Raw genomic sequence first — 15,949 nt, 5'->3', positions numbered from 1 at the left:
TTATGCATGTCGGGGTGAACGAGGCGCTATCGCATTTCAATATTAGGAGGGAAAAAGATGAACAAAGGACGCGTTCTTCAAGTTATGGGTCCAGTTGTTGACGTAAAGTTCGAAAGCGGCCAACTTCCTGAGATCTATAATGCATTGACAATTGCAACTAAAGCGCGTAACGAATCTGAAGTTGACATCAACTTAACCCTTGAAGTTGCCCTTCATTTAGGTGATGATACAGTTCGTGCCATAGCAATGTCTTCTACTGACGGTGTAATGCGTGGCCTTGAAGTTACAGATACAGGTGCACCAATTTCTGTACCAGTAGGTGACGTAACACTTGGACGTGTATTTAACGTATTAGGTGATTCGATCGATCTAGATGAACCACTTCCTGCAGATGCTCGTCGTGATTCGATACATCGTGAAGCACCAAAATTTGAACAACTTTCTACAGAAGTTGAGATTCTTGAAACTGGAATTAAAGTAGTAGACCTACTTGCTCCATATATTAAAGGTGGAAAAATTGGTCTATTCGGTGGAGCCGGTGTTGGTAAAACCGTTTTAATCCAGGAATTAATCAACAACATTGCTCAAGAGCACGGTGGTATTTCCGTTTTCGCCGGTGTTGGGGAGCGTACCCGTGAAGGTAATGACCTTTATTGGGAAATGACTGATTCAGGTGTTATTAAGAAAACAGCGATGGTATTCGGTCAAATGAATGAACCGCCTGGAGCACGTATGCGTGTTGCCTTAACAGGTTTAACAATGGCTGAATATTTCCGTGATGAGCAGGGGCAAGACGTTCTTTTCTTCATGGATAATATCTTCCGTTTTACGCAAGCAGGTTCTGAGGTATCTGCACTTTTAGGCCGCATGCCTTCTGCCGTTGGTTATCAACCGACACTTGCTACTGAAATGGGTAAACTACAAGAGCGTATTACATCTACAAACGTTGGTTCTGTTACATCTATTCAAGCAATTTATGTTCCTGCCGATGACTATACGGATCCGGCTCCTGCAACAACTTTCGCTCACTTAGATGCTACAACTAACCTAGAACGTAAACTTTCTGAAATGGGTATTTACCCTGCGGTGGATCCACTTGCTTCAACTTCTCGTGCATTATCACCAGAAGTTGTTGGTGAAGAGCATTATGAGGTTGCTCGTCAAGTACAGCAAACATTACAGCGTTATAAAGAATTACAAGATATTATCGCGATGTTAGGGATGGATGAGCTTTCTGACGATGATAAGCTTATTGTTCAACGTGCTCGTCGTATCCAAAACTTCTTATCACAAAACTTCCACGTTGCTGAACAGTTTACTGGTCAGCCAGGTTCATACGTTCCAGTTAAAGAAACTGTTAAAGGTTTCAAAGAAATTCTTGAAGGCAAATATGACCACCTTCCAGAAGATGCATTCCGTCTTGTAGGTAGAATTGAAGACGTTATTGAGAATGCTAAGAAAATGGGCGTAGAGGTCTAATTTCGGACCAGGAGGGTAAAAAATGAAGACGATTAAAGTCAGTGTTGTTACTCCCGATGGCCCGGTGTATGAATCAGATGTGGAAATGGTAAGTACGAAAGCCCAAAGTGGGGAACTAGGAATTTTACCTGGTCACATTCCAATGGTTGCACCGTTGCAAATTGGAGCCGTCCGATTGAAAAACGGCGGAAAAACAGAATTAGTCGCAGTGAGTGGCGGATTTGTTGAAGTTCGTCCGGATCAAGTAACGATTTTAGCGCAGTCTGCAGAACAATCTGATGAAATTGATATTGAACGTGCTGAGCGTGCCAAAGATCGAGCAGAAAAACGTTTGCAAGACCATAAACGCGATAACGTCGATTTCAAACGAGCAGAACTTGCTCTTCAACGTGCATTAAATCGTATCAATGTTTCGGAAAAACATTTTTAAACACATTCAAGGGAATTCATCGAGCAAATCGATAATATTCTTTTGTCGAATATAATTTCTTATTCTCAAACATCCTTCAGTAATCATTGCTGGGGGATGTTTTTTATTATAGTGAGCGGAAAAATTAAAGTTACTAACGAACTGGAGAAAATAATGAAAATTAATGATTGTCACGACTGTTGTATAGGTCCAAAGACTGACAGTAAGTAGGAGGTTTGTAAAAATATGAAAATTCACAGATTGTTCAATATTTCACAAACTATTATTCATTATTTATGGTAATCTATATTTGTGATGATTATTGAAAGTAATACGTTTATTTTTTTTACGTTATCTTGTGAATATTTTCACAAGGTGTTAGCGTTATTTATCGCCGATCTCCCAAGGCGTTTAAATAAATACATGAATAGAATTTATAAAACCCCTCTGAAAAAACCAGTCCCTCCCTCGGACTGGTTTTTTCAATTAGGTCCTTATGAAAGTTGTTTTATCCCGTATTAACGGGCAGTAAGATCCCCACTTCAAGAAGTTGAGCAAAGCCAAAAATTCAAGTCGGGATCAAACAGCTCGTAAAAAATGCCCGATTAGTTCAACTAATAATCATTGTGGGATGAAGGAACCCCCAATGATTGAGCTTCACTTTATTTAAGTAGCATTTCATCATCCAATAAATTAGAATGTCAGTAAATAGAACGATATTTTTAATATATCCATATTGTTAAACATGTATGGCGTGAATAAACTAACTAAAGGGTATGATGGATGGGAAGAAGGAGATGGGGCTATGTTAACTTTTGACGAAGTGATGAATAAGTTACAAGATTTAGGGACGGAGCAAACAAAGAAGACATTTTTGCGCCACGGAGCAAAAGAGCCCTTTTTCGGTGTGAAAATAGGAGACTTAAAAAAACTTGTTAAAGATGTAAAAAAAGATCAGGAGCTTGTGTTAGCTTTATATCGTTCAGGAAACTCAGATGCTATGTACTTGGCAGGTCTTTCAGTCAATCCGAAATTGATGGAGAAGGAGATGTTGCAGGACTGGGTAAAGAAGGCAGAATGGCATGCCATTGCTGAATACACGGTTGCAGGAGCAGCTGCTGAAAGTTATTTTGCTGCTGAATTAGCAAAAGAATGGATTCAATCAGCTGATGAAATGGTGGCAACTTGCGGCTGGAGTACATATGCCAATTACGTTTCAATCACAGCTGACGATCTGTTGGATTTAGATGAAATTCGTAGCTTACTTCATCAAGTCAAAGCAACAATTCATGAGGAAAAAAATCGTGTTCGTTATACGATGAATACATTTGTCATTTCAGTTGCTGCATATGTTTCTGAATTGCATGACTACTCAGTTGAGGTTGCAGAACATATTGGAAAAGTTCACGTCAATGTTGGAAACACTGCATGTAAGGTACCTTTCGCTCCAGACTATATCCAAAAAATCGTTGACAGAGGGAAAATTGGTGTAAAGAAGAAAACGTGTATTTGTTAAATCTAAACGAAAGTGCAACTCCCCAAATAAAAAGAAGCGACTTCTCTTTATTTGGGGAGTTGCTTTTTTAATAGGAGGAGAGTAAAAAAATTTAACATGTGGTAGTTCCTTTGTTTTCGTAAAATATCATATTCACTATTGTTTTGCATAAAGCTTTTGATGGAATCCAAATAGAAAGATTAGAATTGAATGTTGATTCCCGAGAAGTTAGGAGGAGTACTAAATTAGAAAGAGGTTTCCTAACTTGATTCCTGAAAAATTAGAAGAAGTAACAAAACGGGAAAAGGTATTTCAACTTGATTCCCGAAAAATGAGAAGGAGCAAAGAACCGGGAAAAGGTTCCCCAACTTGATTCCTGAAAAATCAGGAGGGGTAAAAACCGGGAAAGTGAGCAAAGTTTGTTTTAAAATAAGCCAGAAAAGTTTACCACAAGGGAAGTCAATAATCGTTTTTCATAAAAAAGTAGTTCCAGAGGAATAACACTTAAATAAAATAAGGTTTCCTCGAATAAAAAAAGTAAAAGCTCTAGAGAACAGAATATTAATTTAATATTTTCTAGGTGTTTTCTGAACTGTTATGGTGATATGTAAATTGCAGTTAACTTGAATATTTTCATATTGTATTGAAGTAAATAATAGAATATGTAACAGTTCGTATTTGCGCCATCTTGGGGATGTTCGAGGAAGCTTATTCAGGCGATGTCGCAATTACATAGGGGAGAGGGGTGTGTGTTGACAATGGGGTGTGCAATAAAATAGAAATCCACTCGCTACGCGATGCTGTCGCACCGCTAGCTTTTGCTTCGCAAAAGCTTTACGTAATAATGTTTTTTTCAGAGGGCAAAGAGTACGGAAAAAATTGTTGATAGGTACTTCCGTACCCGTACTAAAAATAAAATTTAATAGAAAAAAACATAACAGTTCGTATTTGCGCCATCTTGGGGTTGTTCAAAGGAGTTTATTCAGGCGATGTCGCAAATACTCAGGGGGAGGGGATGTGTGTTGACATGGGGTGTGCAATAAAATAGAAATTCCCTCGCTACTCGGTGCTGCCGCTACTAGCTTTTGCTTCGCAAAAGCTTTACGTAATAATGTTTTTTGCAGAGGGCAAAGAGTACGGAAAAAATTGTTGATAGGTACTTCCGTACCCGTACTAAAAATAAAATTTAATAGAAAAAAGCATTGCAGTTCGTATTTGCGCCATCTTGGGGTTATTCAAAGAAGTTTATTCAGGCGATGTCGCAAATACTCAGGGGGAGGGGATGTGTGTCGACAAAGGGGTGTGCAATAAAATAGAAATCCTCTCGCTACGCGGTGCTGTCGCACCGCTAGCTTTTGCTTCGCAAAAGCTTTACGTAATAATGTTTTTTGCAGAGGGCAAAGAGTATGGAAAAAATTGTTGATAGGTACTTCCGTACCCGTACTAAAAATAAAATTTAATAGAAAAAAGCATTGCAGTTCGTATTTGCGCCATCTTGGGGTTATTCAAAGAAGTTTATTCAGGCGATGTCGCAAATACTCAGGGGGAGGGGATGTGTGTCGACAATGGGGTGTGCAATAAAATAGAAATCCTCTCGCTACGCGGTGCTGTCGCACCGCTAGCTTTTGCTTCGCAAAAGCACCACAGCCCAAAGCTTTTTTCGCTTTTTGAGAGCGAGCTCTCAATCGCTGTAAAAGCTTTGGGCTGTGGGCGAGAGAATTTCTATTTTATGGTCTGAGGCTTGTCGACACAAATTTGTAACAGTGCTATAATGATTACGGTTACAAATATAAATGTTATGAAAATTCTACAACATTGGAGGGGATGGACATGGAGATGCTAAATTTATATCAAAATAATTATTTGATTGTTTTTGTATTCCTATGTCTAGGGGTTTTGTTACCTGTGGTGGCTTTGTTTTTAGGGAAGCTTTTGCGGCCTTTTAAACCTTATGAGTCTAAGTACACCACATATGAAAGTGGAATTGAGCCATTTCATGATTCAAGGGTCCAATTTAATGTGCGCTATTATATTTTTGCTCTTATGTTTGTTATTTTCGATGTGGAAACGGTGTTTCTATATCCTTGGGCAGTTGCGTACGATAAATTGGGGCTCTTTGCATTAATTGAAATGCTCATTTTTGTGTTCATGCTTGTTATTGGTCTTGTATATGCATGGAAAAAGAAGGTGTTAAAATGGACTTAAAATTAGAGGATATTTCACCGGAGGAAATGGAAGAGCTACAAAGAAATGTTTTTATTGCGACATTAGAACAAATAAAAGCTTGGGCGCGGAGTAACTCATTATGGCCAATGACCTTCGGGCTTGCTTGTTGTGCCATTGAAATGATGGGTGTCGGCGGAGCTAACTATGATTTAGACCGTTTTGGATCGTTTTTTCGAACTTCGCCAAGACAGTCAGATGTCATGATCGTATCTGGTACGGTTACGAAAAAAATGGCTCCTATTGTTCGCCGTCTTTATGATCAAATGCCTGAACCGAAGTGGGTCATTGCTATGGGTTCATGTGCTACTGCAGGTGGTCCATATGTGAAATCGTATGCGGTAGTCAAAGGGGTCGATCAGATCGTACCCGTTGATGTTTACATACCAGGCTGCCCTCCGAACCCAGCAGCATTAATTTATGGAATCAATAAATTAAAGGAAAAAATCCGCTATGAGGCTAAAACGGGGAAGAAGGTGATGTAACCGATGAGCGGGGAAAAAGATCTGGAGCAATTGAAAAAGGAAGCAGCCGCAAAGGCAAAAGCTGCTGCACTAGCTAAAATGAAGGCGAAAGAACAAGGAGAATCGGCCGAAGCGTCATCACCAGCTGAATCAGAGAATGTCGATATCGCGAAGCAAAAAGCTGCTGCCGCTGCAAAGGCAAAAGCTGCTGCATTAGCCAAAATGAAGGCGAAGGAACAAGAAGAACCAACCGAAGCGTCATCACCAGCTGAATCAGAAAGTGTCGATATCGCGAAGCAAAAAGCTGCTGCCGCTGCAAAGGCAAAAGCTGCTGCACTAGCCAAAATGAAGGCGAAGGAACAAGGAGAATCAGCCGAAGCAACATCACCAGCTGAATCAGAAAGTACCGACGTAGCGAAGCAGAAAGCCGCTGCTGTGGCAAAGGCAAAAGCTGCTGCCGCCGCGAAAGCAAAGGCTGCCGCACTAGCAAAGCAAGCGAATGCCGATGGATCTGATGATAAAGAGAAAGCGCTTGCAGCCGCAAAAGCAAAGGCTGCTGCCGCTGCAAAAGCAAAAGCCGCTGCTTCAGCAAAGGCTGGCGGAGGATCAGGTGATGATGAAAAGGCGAAGGCAATTGCTGCTGCGAAAGCAAAAGCTGCTGCTGCCGCTGCTGCCAAGGCAAAGGCTACTGGTACAAGTGGGAAACTTGAGCCTGTAGAAGAAAAGAAGCCTTCAGCAAATCAGCCGTACTTAGATAAATATGTCAAGGTGATTGAAGAACATCTTGGAAATGATGTATTAGAAGAGTCGTATATTAATAATCTTTCGAAAGATGTACCTACTTTAATCGCGAAAAGAGATTCCTATTTTAAGTTGGCGGAATTTCTGAAATACAATGAACAATTAGGATTTGATTACTTATCGGAGCTTCACGGGACTGATTTTGAAACACATATGGAAGTGTATGTGCATTTATTCTCATACAAAAACCGTCAATCCGTTGCTTTAAAAGTAAAAATTGATCGTAATGAACCTATTATCGAGTCACTCGTGCCATTATGGGCTGGGGCAAACTGGCCGGAGTGTGAGGCATTTGATTTATTAGGGATTCGTTTTAATGGACATCCGAACTTACACCGAATCTTACTTGGAGAAGATTGGATTGGTCATCCATTAAGAAAAGATTACGAACCGTATGATGTGGAGGTGTAACCAATGATACGAATGGAAGAAATGCTCCTTAATGTTGGGCCTCAGCATCCAAGTACACACGGTGTATTTCGGCTCGTCGTCAAAATTGACGGAGAAATTATTAAAGAGGCTAAACCAGTAATTGGCTATTTACATCGAGGAACAGAAAAACTCGCTGAAAATCTCCAATACACACAAATTATCCCTTACACGGACAGAATGGACTATTTGTCAGCGATGACCAATAACTATGTCATCTGCCATGCTGTCGAAACAATGATGGGCTTAGAAATCCCAGAACGTGCGGAATATTTACGAGTAATGGCAATGGAGCTTGGTCGGATTGCTAGTCATTTAGTATCTTGGGGTACATTTATTTTAGACCTTGGTGCAACTAGCCCATTTATTTACGCGTTTAGAGATCGTGAAATGATTATTAATATGCTGAATGAACTTTCCGGAGCTCGACTAACGTTTAACTATATGCGTGTTGGCGGTGTGAAGTGGGATGCACCAGAGGGCTGGATTGAAAAAGTAAAAGAATTTATTCCCTATATGCGTGAGCAATTAGTTGGCTACCATCAGCTCGTTACCGGTAATGAAATTTTTATGAACCGCGTAAAAGGCATCGGGGTTTATTCTAAAGAAGATGCGATCAATTATTCTTTAAGTGGGCCGACACTTCGATGTACTGGGGTAAAATGGGACCTTCGCAAAGATGAACCATATTCCATTTATGATCGTTTTAATTTTAATGTGGTTACTCGTGAAGAAGGTGACGCATTGGCTCGCTATCATGTTCGCTTGGAAGAAATTGAGGAATCTCTAAAAATTCTTGAACAGGCTGTTGAACAGTTTCCTGCCGAAGGCGAAATTTTAGCAAAAGTGCCTAAGATCATTAAAGCTCCAAAAGGTGAAGCATTTGTTAGAATTGAATCTCCTCGTGGGGAAATTGGTTGTTACATTGCGAGTGACGGGAAGAAAGAACCGTATCGCTTGAAATTTAGAAGACCGTCATTCTACAATTTGCAAATTCTTCCGAAGCTGCTAGAAGGAGAGAGTTTAGCAAATATGATTGCGATTCTAGGAGGAATTGATATTGTCCTCGGGGAGGTGGACGGTTAATGGTAGAAGATTTATTGCATTCAAGTCCTGGTTGGCTTAATTTTGGAATTTTCTTCTTGCTTGCCGTCGTATTACTTTTAGTTGTGTTAGGCTTCGTCACATATGCCATTTTAGCTGAGCGGAAAGTAATGGGTTTTATGCAGCTGAGGCACGGTCCCAATCAAGTTGGGGGTCGCTGGGGGTTATTACAAACTGTCGCAGACGTTTTAAAGCTTTTATTAAAAGAGGATACGATCCCAAAACTCGCAGATCGGCCGTTATTTATATTAGCTCCGGTCATTGCATTTGCTCCGGCATTTATGGTATTGGCAACCATTCCATTTACAGATAAGTTTCAGTTTGCTGATCTTGGAGTGGGCGTCCTCTATTATGTAGCTGTTTCGGGGATGACAGTTGTTGGTATTGTCACAGGCTCATGGGCTTCAAATAATAAATATGCCCTCCTTGGAGGAATGCGTGCAGCAGCACAAATGATTTCATATGAAATCCCGCTTGTTATGTCTGCTGTAGGGGTCATACTTTTATCTGGAAGCATGAATTTAAATGATATTGTTGAGGCGCAAAAAAACGGCTGGTTCATTTTATGGCAGCCAATCGCTTTTATCGTTTTCTTTATCTCGGCGGTGGCGGAATTAAGCCGCGTACCGTTTGACTTACCGGAAGCAGAATCTGAGCTAATTGCTGGATTCCATATTGAATACTCAGGTTTCCGCTGGGCGTTCTTCATGCTTGCAGAATATGTATACTTCTTTGCAATGGCTGCTCTCATTACTGTCTTATTTTTGGGTGGCTGGCTACCGCTTCCGTTCTTAGGATTTATTCCAGGTGCAGTATGGTTCGCCATTAAATTTACAATCATTGTCTTTATTTTAGCGTGGTTCCGCTCGACATTCCCAAGGGTTCGTGCCGACCAACTAATGGAATTTGGCTGGAAGGTTCTGTTGCCAATCGCATTAGCAAATATTTTCTTAACAGCACTCTTAAAGGAATTATTTAATCTTTAATATTAAGGTGCAATTGTTTAGAAAAAACTTGAGATACTAGGGGTGAAAAAACGTGTTTGGATTAGCTAAAGGTTTATCATATACCCTAAAAAACTTGACGCGCAAAAAGGTCACTTATGATTATCCGAATGAACCGCTGCCACTTCCAGACAGATTTCGTGGAATTCAAAAGTTCTATCCGGAAAAATGTATCGTATGTAATCAATGCATGAATATTTGTCCTACTGAATGTATTAACTTAACAGGTAAAAAGCATCCTGACCCAAGTAAAAAGGGGAAAATTATTGACACATATGATATAAATTTTGAAATTTGTATTTTATGTGATTTATGTACAGAGGTTTGTCCGACAGAAGCGATTATTATGACGAACAACTTTGAATTAGCCGAATTCAGTCGGGATGATCTTTTTAAAAACCTTGAATGGCTAGACGAAAATGATGAGAATATACGGAAGGTGAATAAAGCATGACGTTTTCAGGTGAATTTCTAGCGTTTCTTTCACTCGCTGTTGTTGCGATCATGGGCGGTGTGCTGTTATTAAATCTTTCCAATGTTGTGCATATGGTCGTCGCGATGGTTTTTACTTTTATTAGTATTGCTGGGATTTATGTGCTTCTATCTGCAGAATTCATTGCTGTCGCACAAATTCTCCTTTATTCTGGTGCTATTACCATCATCATGTTATTCGGAATCATGTTAACACGCCATAATGATAGGAGCGAAGCAAAGGCAGGGAAAGTGCGGAAGCTGCTCGTTTTCTTAGGGGTACTCGGGTTTGCATTTGCCTTTTATATTGGGATTTATAATCTTGACTTAGGCCAATTACCGAGTACGTTACATGAAAAAAATACAGAACAAATTGGAGTTGCTCTTTATTCAAAATACATCATTCCGTTTGAGCTGACCTCTGTTTTACTACTTGCAGCTCTATTCGGGGCAATTATCCTGTCGAAGAAAGATGATGAGAAGGAGGCGGAGCAGGAATGAGTTCAGTTCCCATTTCAGCCTACTTGGCATTAGCATTAATTTTATTCTGTATTGGTCTTTATGGGGCATTAACGAAGCGTAATACAGTGATTGTATTAATTTCAATCGAATTGATGCTGAATGCAGCAAATATTAACTTAGTCGCATTTAGTAAACTTGGTGTTATGCCATCGATTACGGGTCAAGTTTTTGCATTATTCACGATGACTGTTGCTGCTGCAGAAGTAGCTGTTGGTTTAGCAATTTTGATTGCCCTATACCGCAATCGCAAAACAGTAAACATTGATGAAATGAATACACTGAAAAACTGAGGTGACTGCCCAATTGAGGAGCGCAGACTAAGGTCGCCACGTCCTGTGGCAACGTCTGCATGACCCACATCCTGTGGGCCGCTAGCATAAGATAAGCCTCGGCGTGACGTATTGTCACAGAGAGGATTAGCTTGTGTCTCGAGTGGCTAGAAGCCGAAGCTAGACATACTATTAAATTAGAGGTAGATCTCAAACTAACACGTTGATTCTGCCAAAGATCAATGAGTAGACAACGTGTTTAAAAAAGGGGATTGTGATATTGATGGAGAATGCATGGATCATACCGCTTTTCCCGCTATTATCATTCTTATTCCTTATCTTTTTCGGTAAACGGCTAAAAGATGCAAGTGCCTATGTAGGGATTTTGTTAACGCTTGCCTCTTTCGTCTACTCGTTGTTGGTGCTGTTTGAAAGATTTTCATCACCAACATTTAAGTCGGAGGCTGTTTGGCTTACGATAGGGGATACACAAATAACAGCGGGTTTTGAAGTCAATCAATTAAATGCATTAATGTTGGTAATCGTATCGCTTGTAAGTTTCCTAGTACATACTTATTCAAAAGGATATATGCAAGGCGATGAGCGGTTTCCTGTTTATTACGCTTATTTAGGCTTATTTACTTTTGCCATGCTAGGTCTTGTTCTTTCACCAAACCTGCTGCAAACGTATATTTTCTGGGAGCTTGTTGGATTAGGCTCATTCCTATTAATTGGTTTCTATTTTTACAAAGAAGAGGCAAAAAAGGCTGCAAAAAAAGCGTTTATTATGACGCGTATTGGGGATGTTGGCCTTTTGATCGGAATGATTCTCTTATTCTGGCAAGTTGGCAGCTTTGAATATGATGAAATTTTTGCAGCTGTTGAAGCCGGAGCCGTTTCTACAACGATGATTACATTAACGGCCATCCTTATTTTTGTAGGTGCAATTGGAAAGTCTGGTCAGTTCCCACTGCATACATGGCTTCCAGATGCGATGGAAGGTCCTACACCTGTCTCTGCTTTAATCCACGCCGCAACGATGGTTGCTGCAGGGGTATATTTAGTGGCAGCATTATTCCCACTATTTACAGCGAGCGAGACAGCGCTCTTAACGGTGGCGGTAATTGGTGCGATTACAGCTATTTTCGCAGCAAGCATCGGACTAGTGCAAAAAGATATTAAAAGAGTACTAGCTTATTCAACCGTCAGCCAACTAGGCTATATGATGCTTGCCCTCGGTTCTGCCGGTTATGTAGCAGGTGTCTTCCATTTAATGACACATGCTTTCTTTAAAGCATTGCTATTCCTTGCAGCGGGAAGTGTCATCCATGCTGTTCATACACAGGACATTGAGAAAATGGGTGGATTATGGAAGAAGCTTCGGGTAACAGGTCCACTTTTCTTGATTGGCACATTAGCTATTAGTGGTGTTCCGTTATTTTCAGGGTTTTTCAGCAAAGATGAAATTCTGATCGCTGCATGGGCACACGGAAACACAGTGTTATTCTGGTTAGCCGTAATTGCCGCTTTCTTTACAGCATTCTATATGTTCCGTCTTTTCTTCATGGTGTTTGCAGGGGAATCTCGCAGCGACATGAAGCATGTAAAAGAATCGCCAAGTGTGATGACATTGCCAATGGTCGTACTTGCTATCCTTGCAGTCGTAGCTGGGTATGTCAATACACCTTGGTTCGGTACATTTCTTGGAGATTGGTTAACAGAAGGAAATGCAGCTCTTGGACAAGGGCATATTGAAGGTCCAGCTTGGATTATGATTGTGGCGACAGTTGTTTCATTGGCAGGAATTTTCCTAGCATATTTAATGTACAGCAAGCGTTCATTGTCACGAGATTGGCTTTCAAGCAGTGCACCAACATTATATAACGTTTTATATAACAAATATTATATCGATGAGTTTTATGAGCTGACAGTTTTAAAAATAACAAAAGGATTGAGCTTGTTCCTTCACTTTATTGAAGTATTCCTTGTTGAAGGGATTGTTAAAGGGGTGGCCGGAACGGTTGCTGGACTTGGTAGAGCAGGTTCTAAATTCCAAAGTGGTCAAGTACAAAGATATGGGGCAGTTGCATTTGTCGGCTTGGCGATTTTAATTGTCGTATTTGCTGTAACAGGGGGGTATTTGAAATGAATATAGCATATTTTCTATCCATCTTAGTTTTCTCCCCTCTGCTTGGTGTCATTGTTCTATCATTTGTGCCAAAAGTGAACGAGTCACTTATTAAACTTATTGGCTTTTTAGCCACTCTTCCTGCACTGATATTGGCTTTAATTGCCTTTTTTCAGTACCGGGCAGGTGCTTCCTTGGAAAATTTAAGTGAAAAAGTGAGCTGGATTAAGTTTGGTGATCAAAACCTATATAGAGGTGCTTTTACCATTGATTATGAGCTAGGGGTAGATGGCTTCTCACTCGTAATGATTGTGCTAACGGCTCTTTTAGCCACACTTGCAGCGATTGCTTCTATTTATATTAAGAAGGAATGGAAGGGTTTTTTCATGTTGTTTCTTCTTTTAGAAGTAGGAATGCTCGGCGTGTTTGCAGCTGAAAACTTAATTTTATTCTTTATCTTCTTCGAAATTACACTTATTCCAACTTTCTTCCTGATTGGAAAATGGGGTTATTTTGAAAAAGAAAAAGCTGCTTTTAGTTTTTTAATATACAATGGCTTAGGATCGGCTGTTCTGTTAATTGTCATTATGGTGCTGTTCTCCAAAACAGGAACATCTAATATTGATATGCTGAAATCCATGATGGCCGCAGATATTCATAATCAAGGGATGTCAGCAGGTACAAAAATGGGTTTGCTCATTGCGATGTTAATTGCCTTTGGCGTTAAGCTGCCAATTTTCCCATTGCACAGCTGGATGGTGCGTGTTCACGTTCAAGCGGCTCCACCAATCGTTATGCTTCACGCTGGGATCTTATTGAAAATTGGTGCATACGGAATTATTCGATTCGGGCTGGGGATTTTCCCAGAACAATTCCAAGATTTGGCTGTAATAATAGCCGTTCTTGGGGTGATAAATCTGTTGTATGGAGCTTTCCTTGCTCTTATTCAAACGGATTTCAAAATGGTGCTGGCTTACTCATCCATTTCACATATGGGAATCGTCTTAATTGGCTTAGGTGCACTAAATGAAGCAGGAATACAAGGAGCCATTTTCCAAGTTGTTTCACACGGATTAATTGCCGCTCTATTATTCTTCTTAGTTGGTGCATTGTATGAGCGTTTAGGAACATCAAACATTACAAATCTCGGCGGATTGGCAAAGGGGATGCCAATAACGGCTGGGTTCTTGCTTGCGGCAGGGATGGCTTCACTCGGAATGCCTGGGATGTCAGGATTTGTGAGCGAATTTATGGCCTTTCTCGGATTGTTTAAGGTGATGCCGATTTTAGCTGCTATTGGGGCGATCGGAATTATTTTAACAGCTGTTTATCTACTGCGTGCAGTTCTTGGGATTACGTATGGAAAAGCACATCGAGAATTTGTTGGCATTACTGATATTCAGAAAGCTGAGTGGGTACCTGCATTAGTTTTACTAGGAGTGATTGTCTTAATTGGTGTTTATCCAAGTGTACTAAGCGAGTCTCTCACATCTACATTAGAAACGATTATGCTCGGGATTGGAGGGTGATGAAGGATGGATATCGAAACATTACTATCATATAAATGGAGCCTCATGACACCTGAGTTCATCATCCTCGGCGCAGCAACTATTCTATCTTTATTAGACTTGTTTATGCCAAAGATGGTGAATCGAAAGCTTCTCGGTTGGCTTGGCTTAGCTGGTATATTAGCTGCACTCGTTTCCTCAATTAGCTTAATAGGTGCAGGAACGGATTCCATTCTTTTTGATACATTCCGTCTTGATTCATTTGCAAAAGCATTTAAATTGCTGCTCTTAATTGGAGCTGCGTTTGTCTTCCTTATTGCGCTAAGCTATGAGCCGAAGGAAGGCATGAAGGAGTATCGAGGAGAGTTCTATTATTTATTCCTGGCTGCCTTGCTTGGAACGATGATGATGTCTTCGAGTGGTGATTTAATTACGTTATTTATCGGACTTGAATTGCTTTCTATTTCATCATATGTCCTTGCTGGAATGAGAAAGACAAATATCGCGTCAAACGAATCGGCGATGAAATATGTCATTAATGGCGGAATTTCAACAGCTATCACGATTTTCGGGTTGAGCTATGTGTACGGTCTAACTGGAACGACAAACTTGATTGATATGTCAGAATATTTAAAGATGGTATCAGATACACAGCATGTATATTTATTAGGCCTTGCTTTCTTCATGGTGTTTGTCGGTCTATCATTTAAACTGGCAACAGCGCCGTTTCATATGTGGGCACCAGATGTTTATCAAGGTGCACCAACGCCTGTTACAGCATTCCTTAGTGTTGTTTCAAAAACAGCAGGTTTTATTATTATGATTCGGATTTTGGTTTCTGTATTCCTTACTATTCCGGCAGAGGGACCGGACGGCTTCTCAACCATTCCGCTCCTCTTAAAAATTCAAGATTATATTGCCTTCTTAGCAGCGGCAACGATGATTATCGGAAACGTAGTTGCACTGAGACAGCGCAATATAAAGCGACTATTTGCTTATTCAAGTATTGCTCAGGCAGGATATTTACTTGTAGTTGTCGCAACATTGTCGCCATTCCTGTTTGATACACTTTGGTTTTATTTAGGCGCATATTTATTCATGAATCTTGGTGCGTTTGCGATTATTCAGCTTGTAACGCAGAAAACAGGTTCAGAGGATATTAGTCAGTTTGCAGGGCTATATCGAAAGGCACCACTTTTGGCCATCATGATGGCAGTGTTTATCCTTTCATTAGCGGGGATACCTGGAACTGCCGGTTTTATCGGGAAGCTAAACATTTTCATGGGGGCGCTTGCTGTTGAGCCTGCCCATTACGTACTAGCGTCTATTTTGATTGCTACGACAGTAGTATCGTATGTTTACTACTTCGGCATAATGGTGCAAATGTTCTTTAGACCTGCAGTTAATGACGTGAAATTTAAGCTGCCAAGTACAGTAGGAATTGTCATTGGGATTTGTGCATTTGCCACAATCTTGTTCGGAATTTTCCCAAATATTGCGCTCGATTTCCTACAAGAAAATTTCAATCAATTTAGAGATTTTTTTCAATAAGTTTTAAATACGAACAATGGGAAAATATAGGGGTAATGATAGAGAAGGAGATGGGGGTCTCCTTCTCTTTTTGCATTTAGAAAATAATTGTT

General features: G+C 40.3%; 14 protein-coding genes. All 14 read left to right on the top strand.

What is annotated here, in order from left to right; all coding sequences use genetic code 11:
• Positions 1-57 precede the first annotated feature (57 nt).
• The 14 genes from atpD to nuoN all read left to right on the top strand — a co-directional run bounded on the left by atpD (position 58) and on the right by nuoN (position 15,857).
• Entirely contained in the window at positions 58-1,479 is a 1,422-nt protein-coding gene (atpD, locus tag KDN24_RS24770) for a F0F1 ATP synthase subunit beta (RefSeq protein WP_409973175.1), read from the top strand.
• Positions 1,480-1,501: 22 nt separating this feature from the next.
• A complete protein-coding gene (locus KDN24_RS24765) occupies positions 1,502-1,909 on the top strand; it encodes a F0F1 ATP synthase subunit epsilon (RefSeq protein ID WP_409973176.1) in 408 nt (135 codons plus the stop codon).
• 784 nt (positions 1,910-2,693) lie between these two features.
• Positions 2,694-3,404 carry a DNA alkylation repair protein gene (locus tag KDN24_RS24760; protein WP_409973177.1) on the top strand — a complete coding sequence of 237 codons (711 nt, stop codon included), beginning with the start codon at positions 2,694-2,696 and terminating at the stop codon, positions 3,402-3,404.
• Positions 3,405-5,213: 1,809 nt separating this feature from the next.
• Positions 5,214-5,588 carry an NADH-quinone oxidoreductase subunit A gene (locus tag KDN24_RS24755; protein ID WP_409973178.1) on the top strand — a complete coding sequence of 125 codons (375 nt, stop codon included), beginning with the start codon at positions 5,214-5,216 and terminating at the stop codon, positions 5,586-5,588.
• Entirely contained in the window at positions 5,579-6,091 is a 513-nt protein-coding gene (locus tag KDN24_RS24750) for a NuoB/complex I 20 kDa subunit family protein (protein ID WP_409973179.1), read from the top strand. The genes KDN24_RS24755 and KDN24_RS24750 overlap by 10 nt, the downstream gene beginning before the upstream one ends.
• Positions 6,092-6,094: 3 nt before the next feature.
• On the top strand, positions 6,095-7,282 hold the full coding sequence (locus KDN24_RS24745; protein ID WP_409973180.1) for an NADH-quinone oxidoreductase subunit C: 1,188 nt from the start codon (positions 6,095-6,097) through the stop codon (positions 7,280-7,282).
• A gap of 3 nt (positions 7,283-7,285) precedes the next feature.
• The gene (locus KDN24_RS24740; protein ID WP_409973181.1) at positions 7,286-8,386 is read left to right on the top strand and encodes an NADH-quinone oxidoreductase subunit D; all 1,101 of its coding nucleotides are present in this window, start codon (positions 7,286-7,288) and stop codon (positions 8,384-8,386) included.
• Complete coding sequence (gene nuoH, locus KDN24_RS24735; RefSeq protein ID WP_409973182.1) at positions 8,386-9,390, top strand: NADH-quinone oxidoreductase subunit NuoH; 1,005 nt, start codon at positions 8,386-8,388, stop codon at positions 9,388-9,390. Before KDN24_RS24740 ends, nuoH begins: the two co-directional genes overlap by 1 nt.
• 52 nt (positions 9,391-9,442) lie before the next feature.
• Entirely contained in the window at positions 9,443-9,862 is a 420-nt protein-coding gene (gene nuoI / locus KDN24_RS24730; protein WP_409973183.1) for an NADH-quinone oxidoreductase subunit NuoI, read from the top strand.
• Positions 9,859-10,380: an NADH-quinone oxidoreductase subunit J gene (locus KDN24_RS24725; protein WP_409973184.1), complete on the top strand. Its 522-nt coding sequence runs from the start codon at positions 9,859-9,861 to the stop codon at positions 10,378-10,380. Before nuoI ends, KDN24_RS24725 begins: the two co-directional genes overlap by 4 nt.
• Entirely contained in the window at positions 10,377-10,691 is a 315-nt protein-coding gene (nuoK, locus tag KDN24_RS24720; RefSeq protein WP_409973185.1) for an NADH-quinone oxidoreductase subunit NuoK, read from the top strand. Before KDN24_RS24725 ends, nuoK begins: the two co-directional genes overlap by 4 nt.
• A gap of 259 nt (positions 10,692-10,950) precedes the next feature.
• Entirely contained in the window at positions 10,951-12,819 is a 1,869-nt protein-coding gene (gene nuoL, locus KDN24_RS24715) for an NADH-quinone oxidoreductase subunit L (protein WP_409973186.1), read from the top strand.
• On the top strand, positions 12,816-14,327 hold the full coding sequence (locus KDN24_RS24710; RefSeq protein WP_409973187.1) for a complex I subunit 4 family protein: 1,512 nt from the start codon (positions 12,816-12,818) through the stop codon (positions 14,325-14,327). The genes nuoL and KDN24_RS24710 overlap by 4 nt, the downstream gene beginning before the upstream one ends.
• A 6-nt stretch (positions 14,328-14,333) precedes the next feature.
• Positions 14,334-15,857, top strand: a complete 1,524-nt coding sequence (nuoN, locus tag KDN24_RS24705) for an NADH-quinone oxidoreductase subunit NuoN (protein ID WP_409973188.1) — start codon at positions 14,334-14,336, stop codon at positions 15,855-15,857.
• The last annotated feature ends 92 nt before the right edge of the window (positions 15,858-15,949 follow it).

Source organism: Cytobacillus sp. Bva_UNVM-123 (assembly GCF_046351715.2).
In the GTDB taxonomy this organism is placed as follows: Bacteria; Bacillota; Bacilli; order Bacillales; family Cytobacillaceae; genus Cytobacillus.
This window is presented reverse-complemented; position numbering and strand designations above follow the sequence as displayed.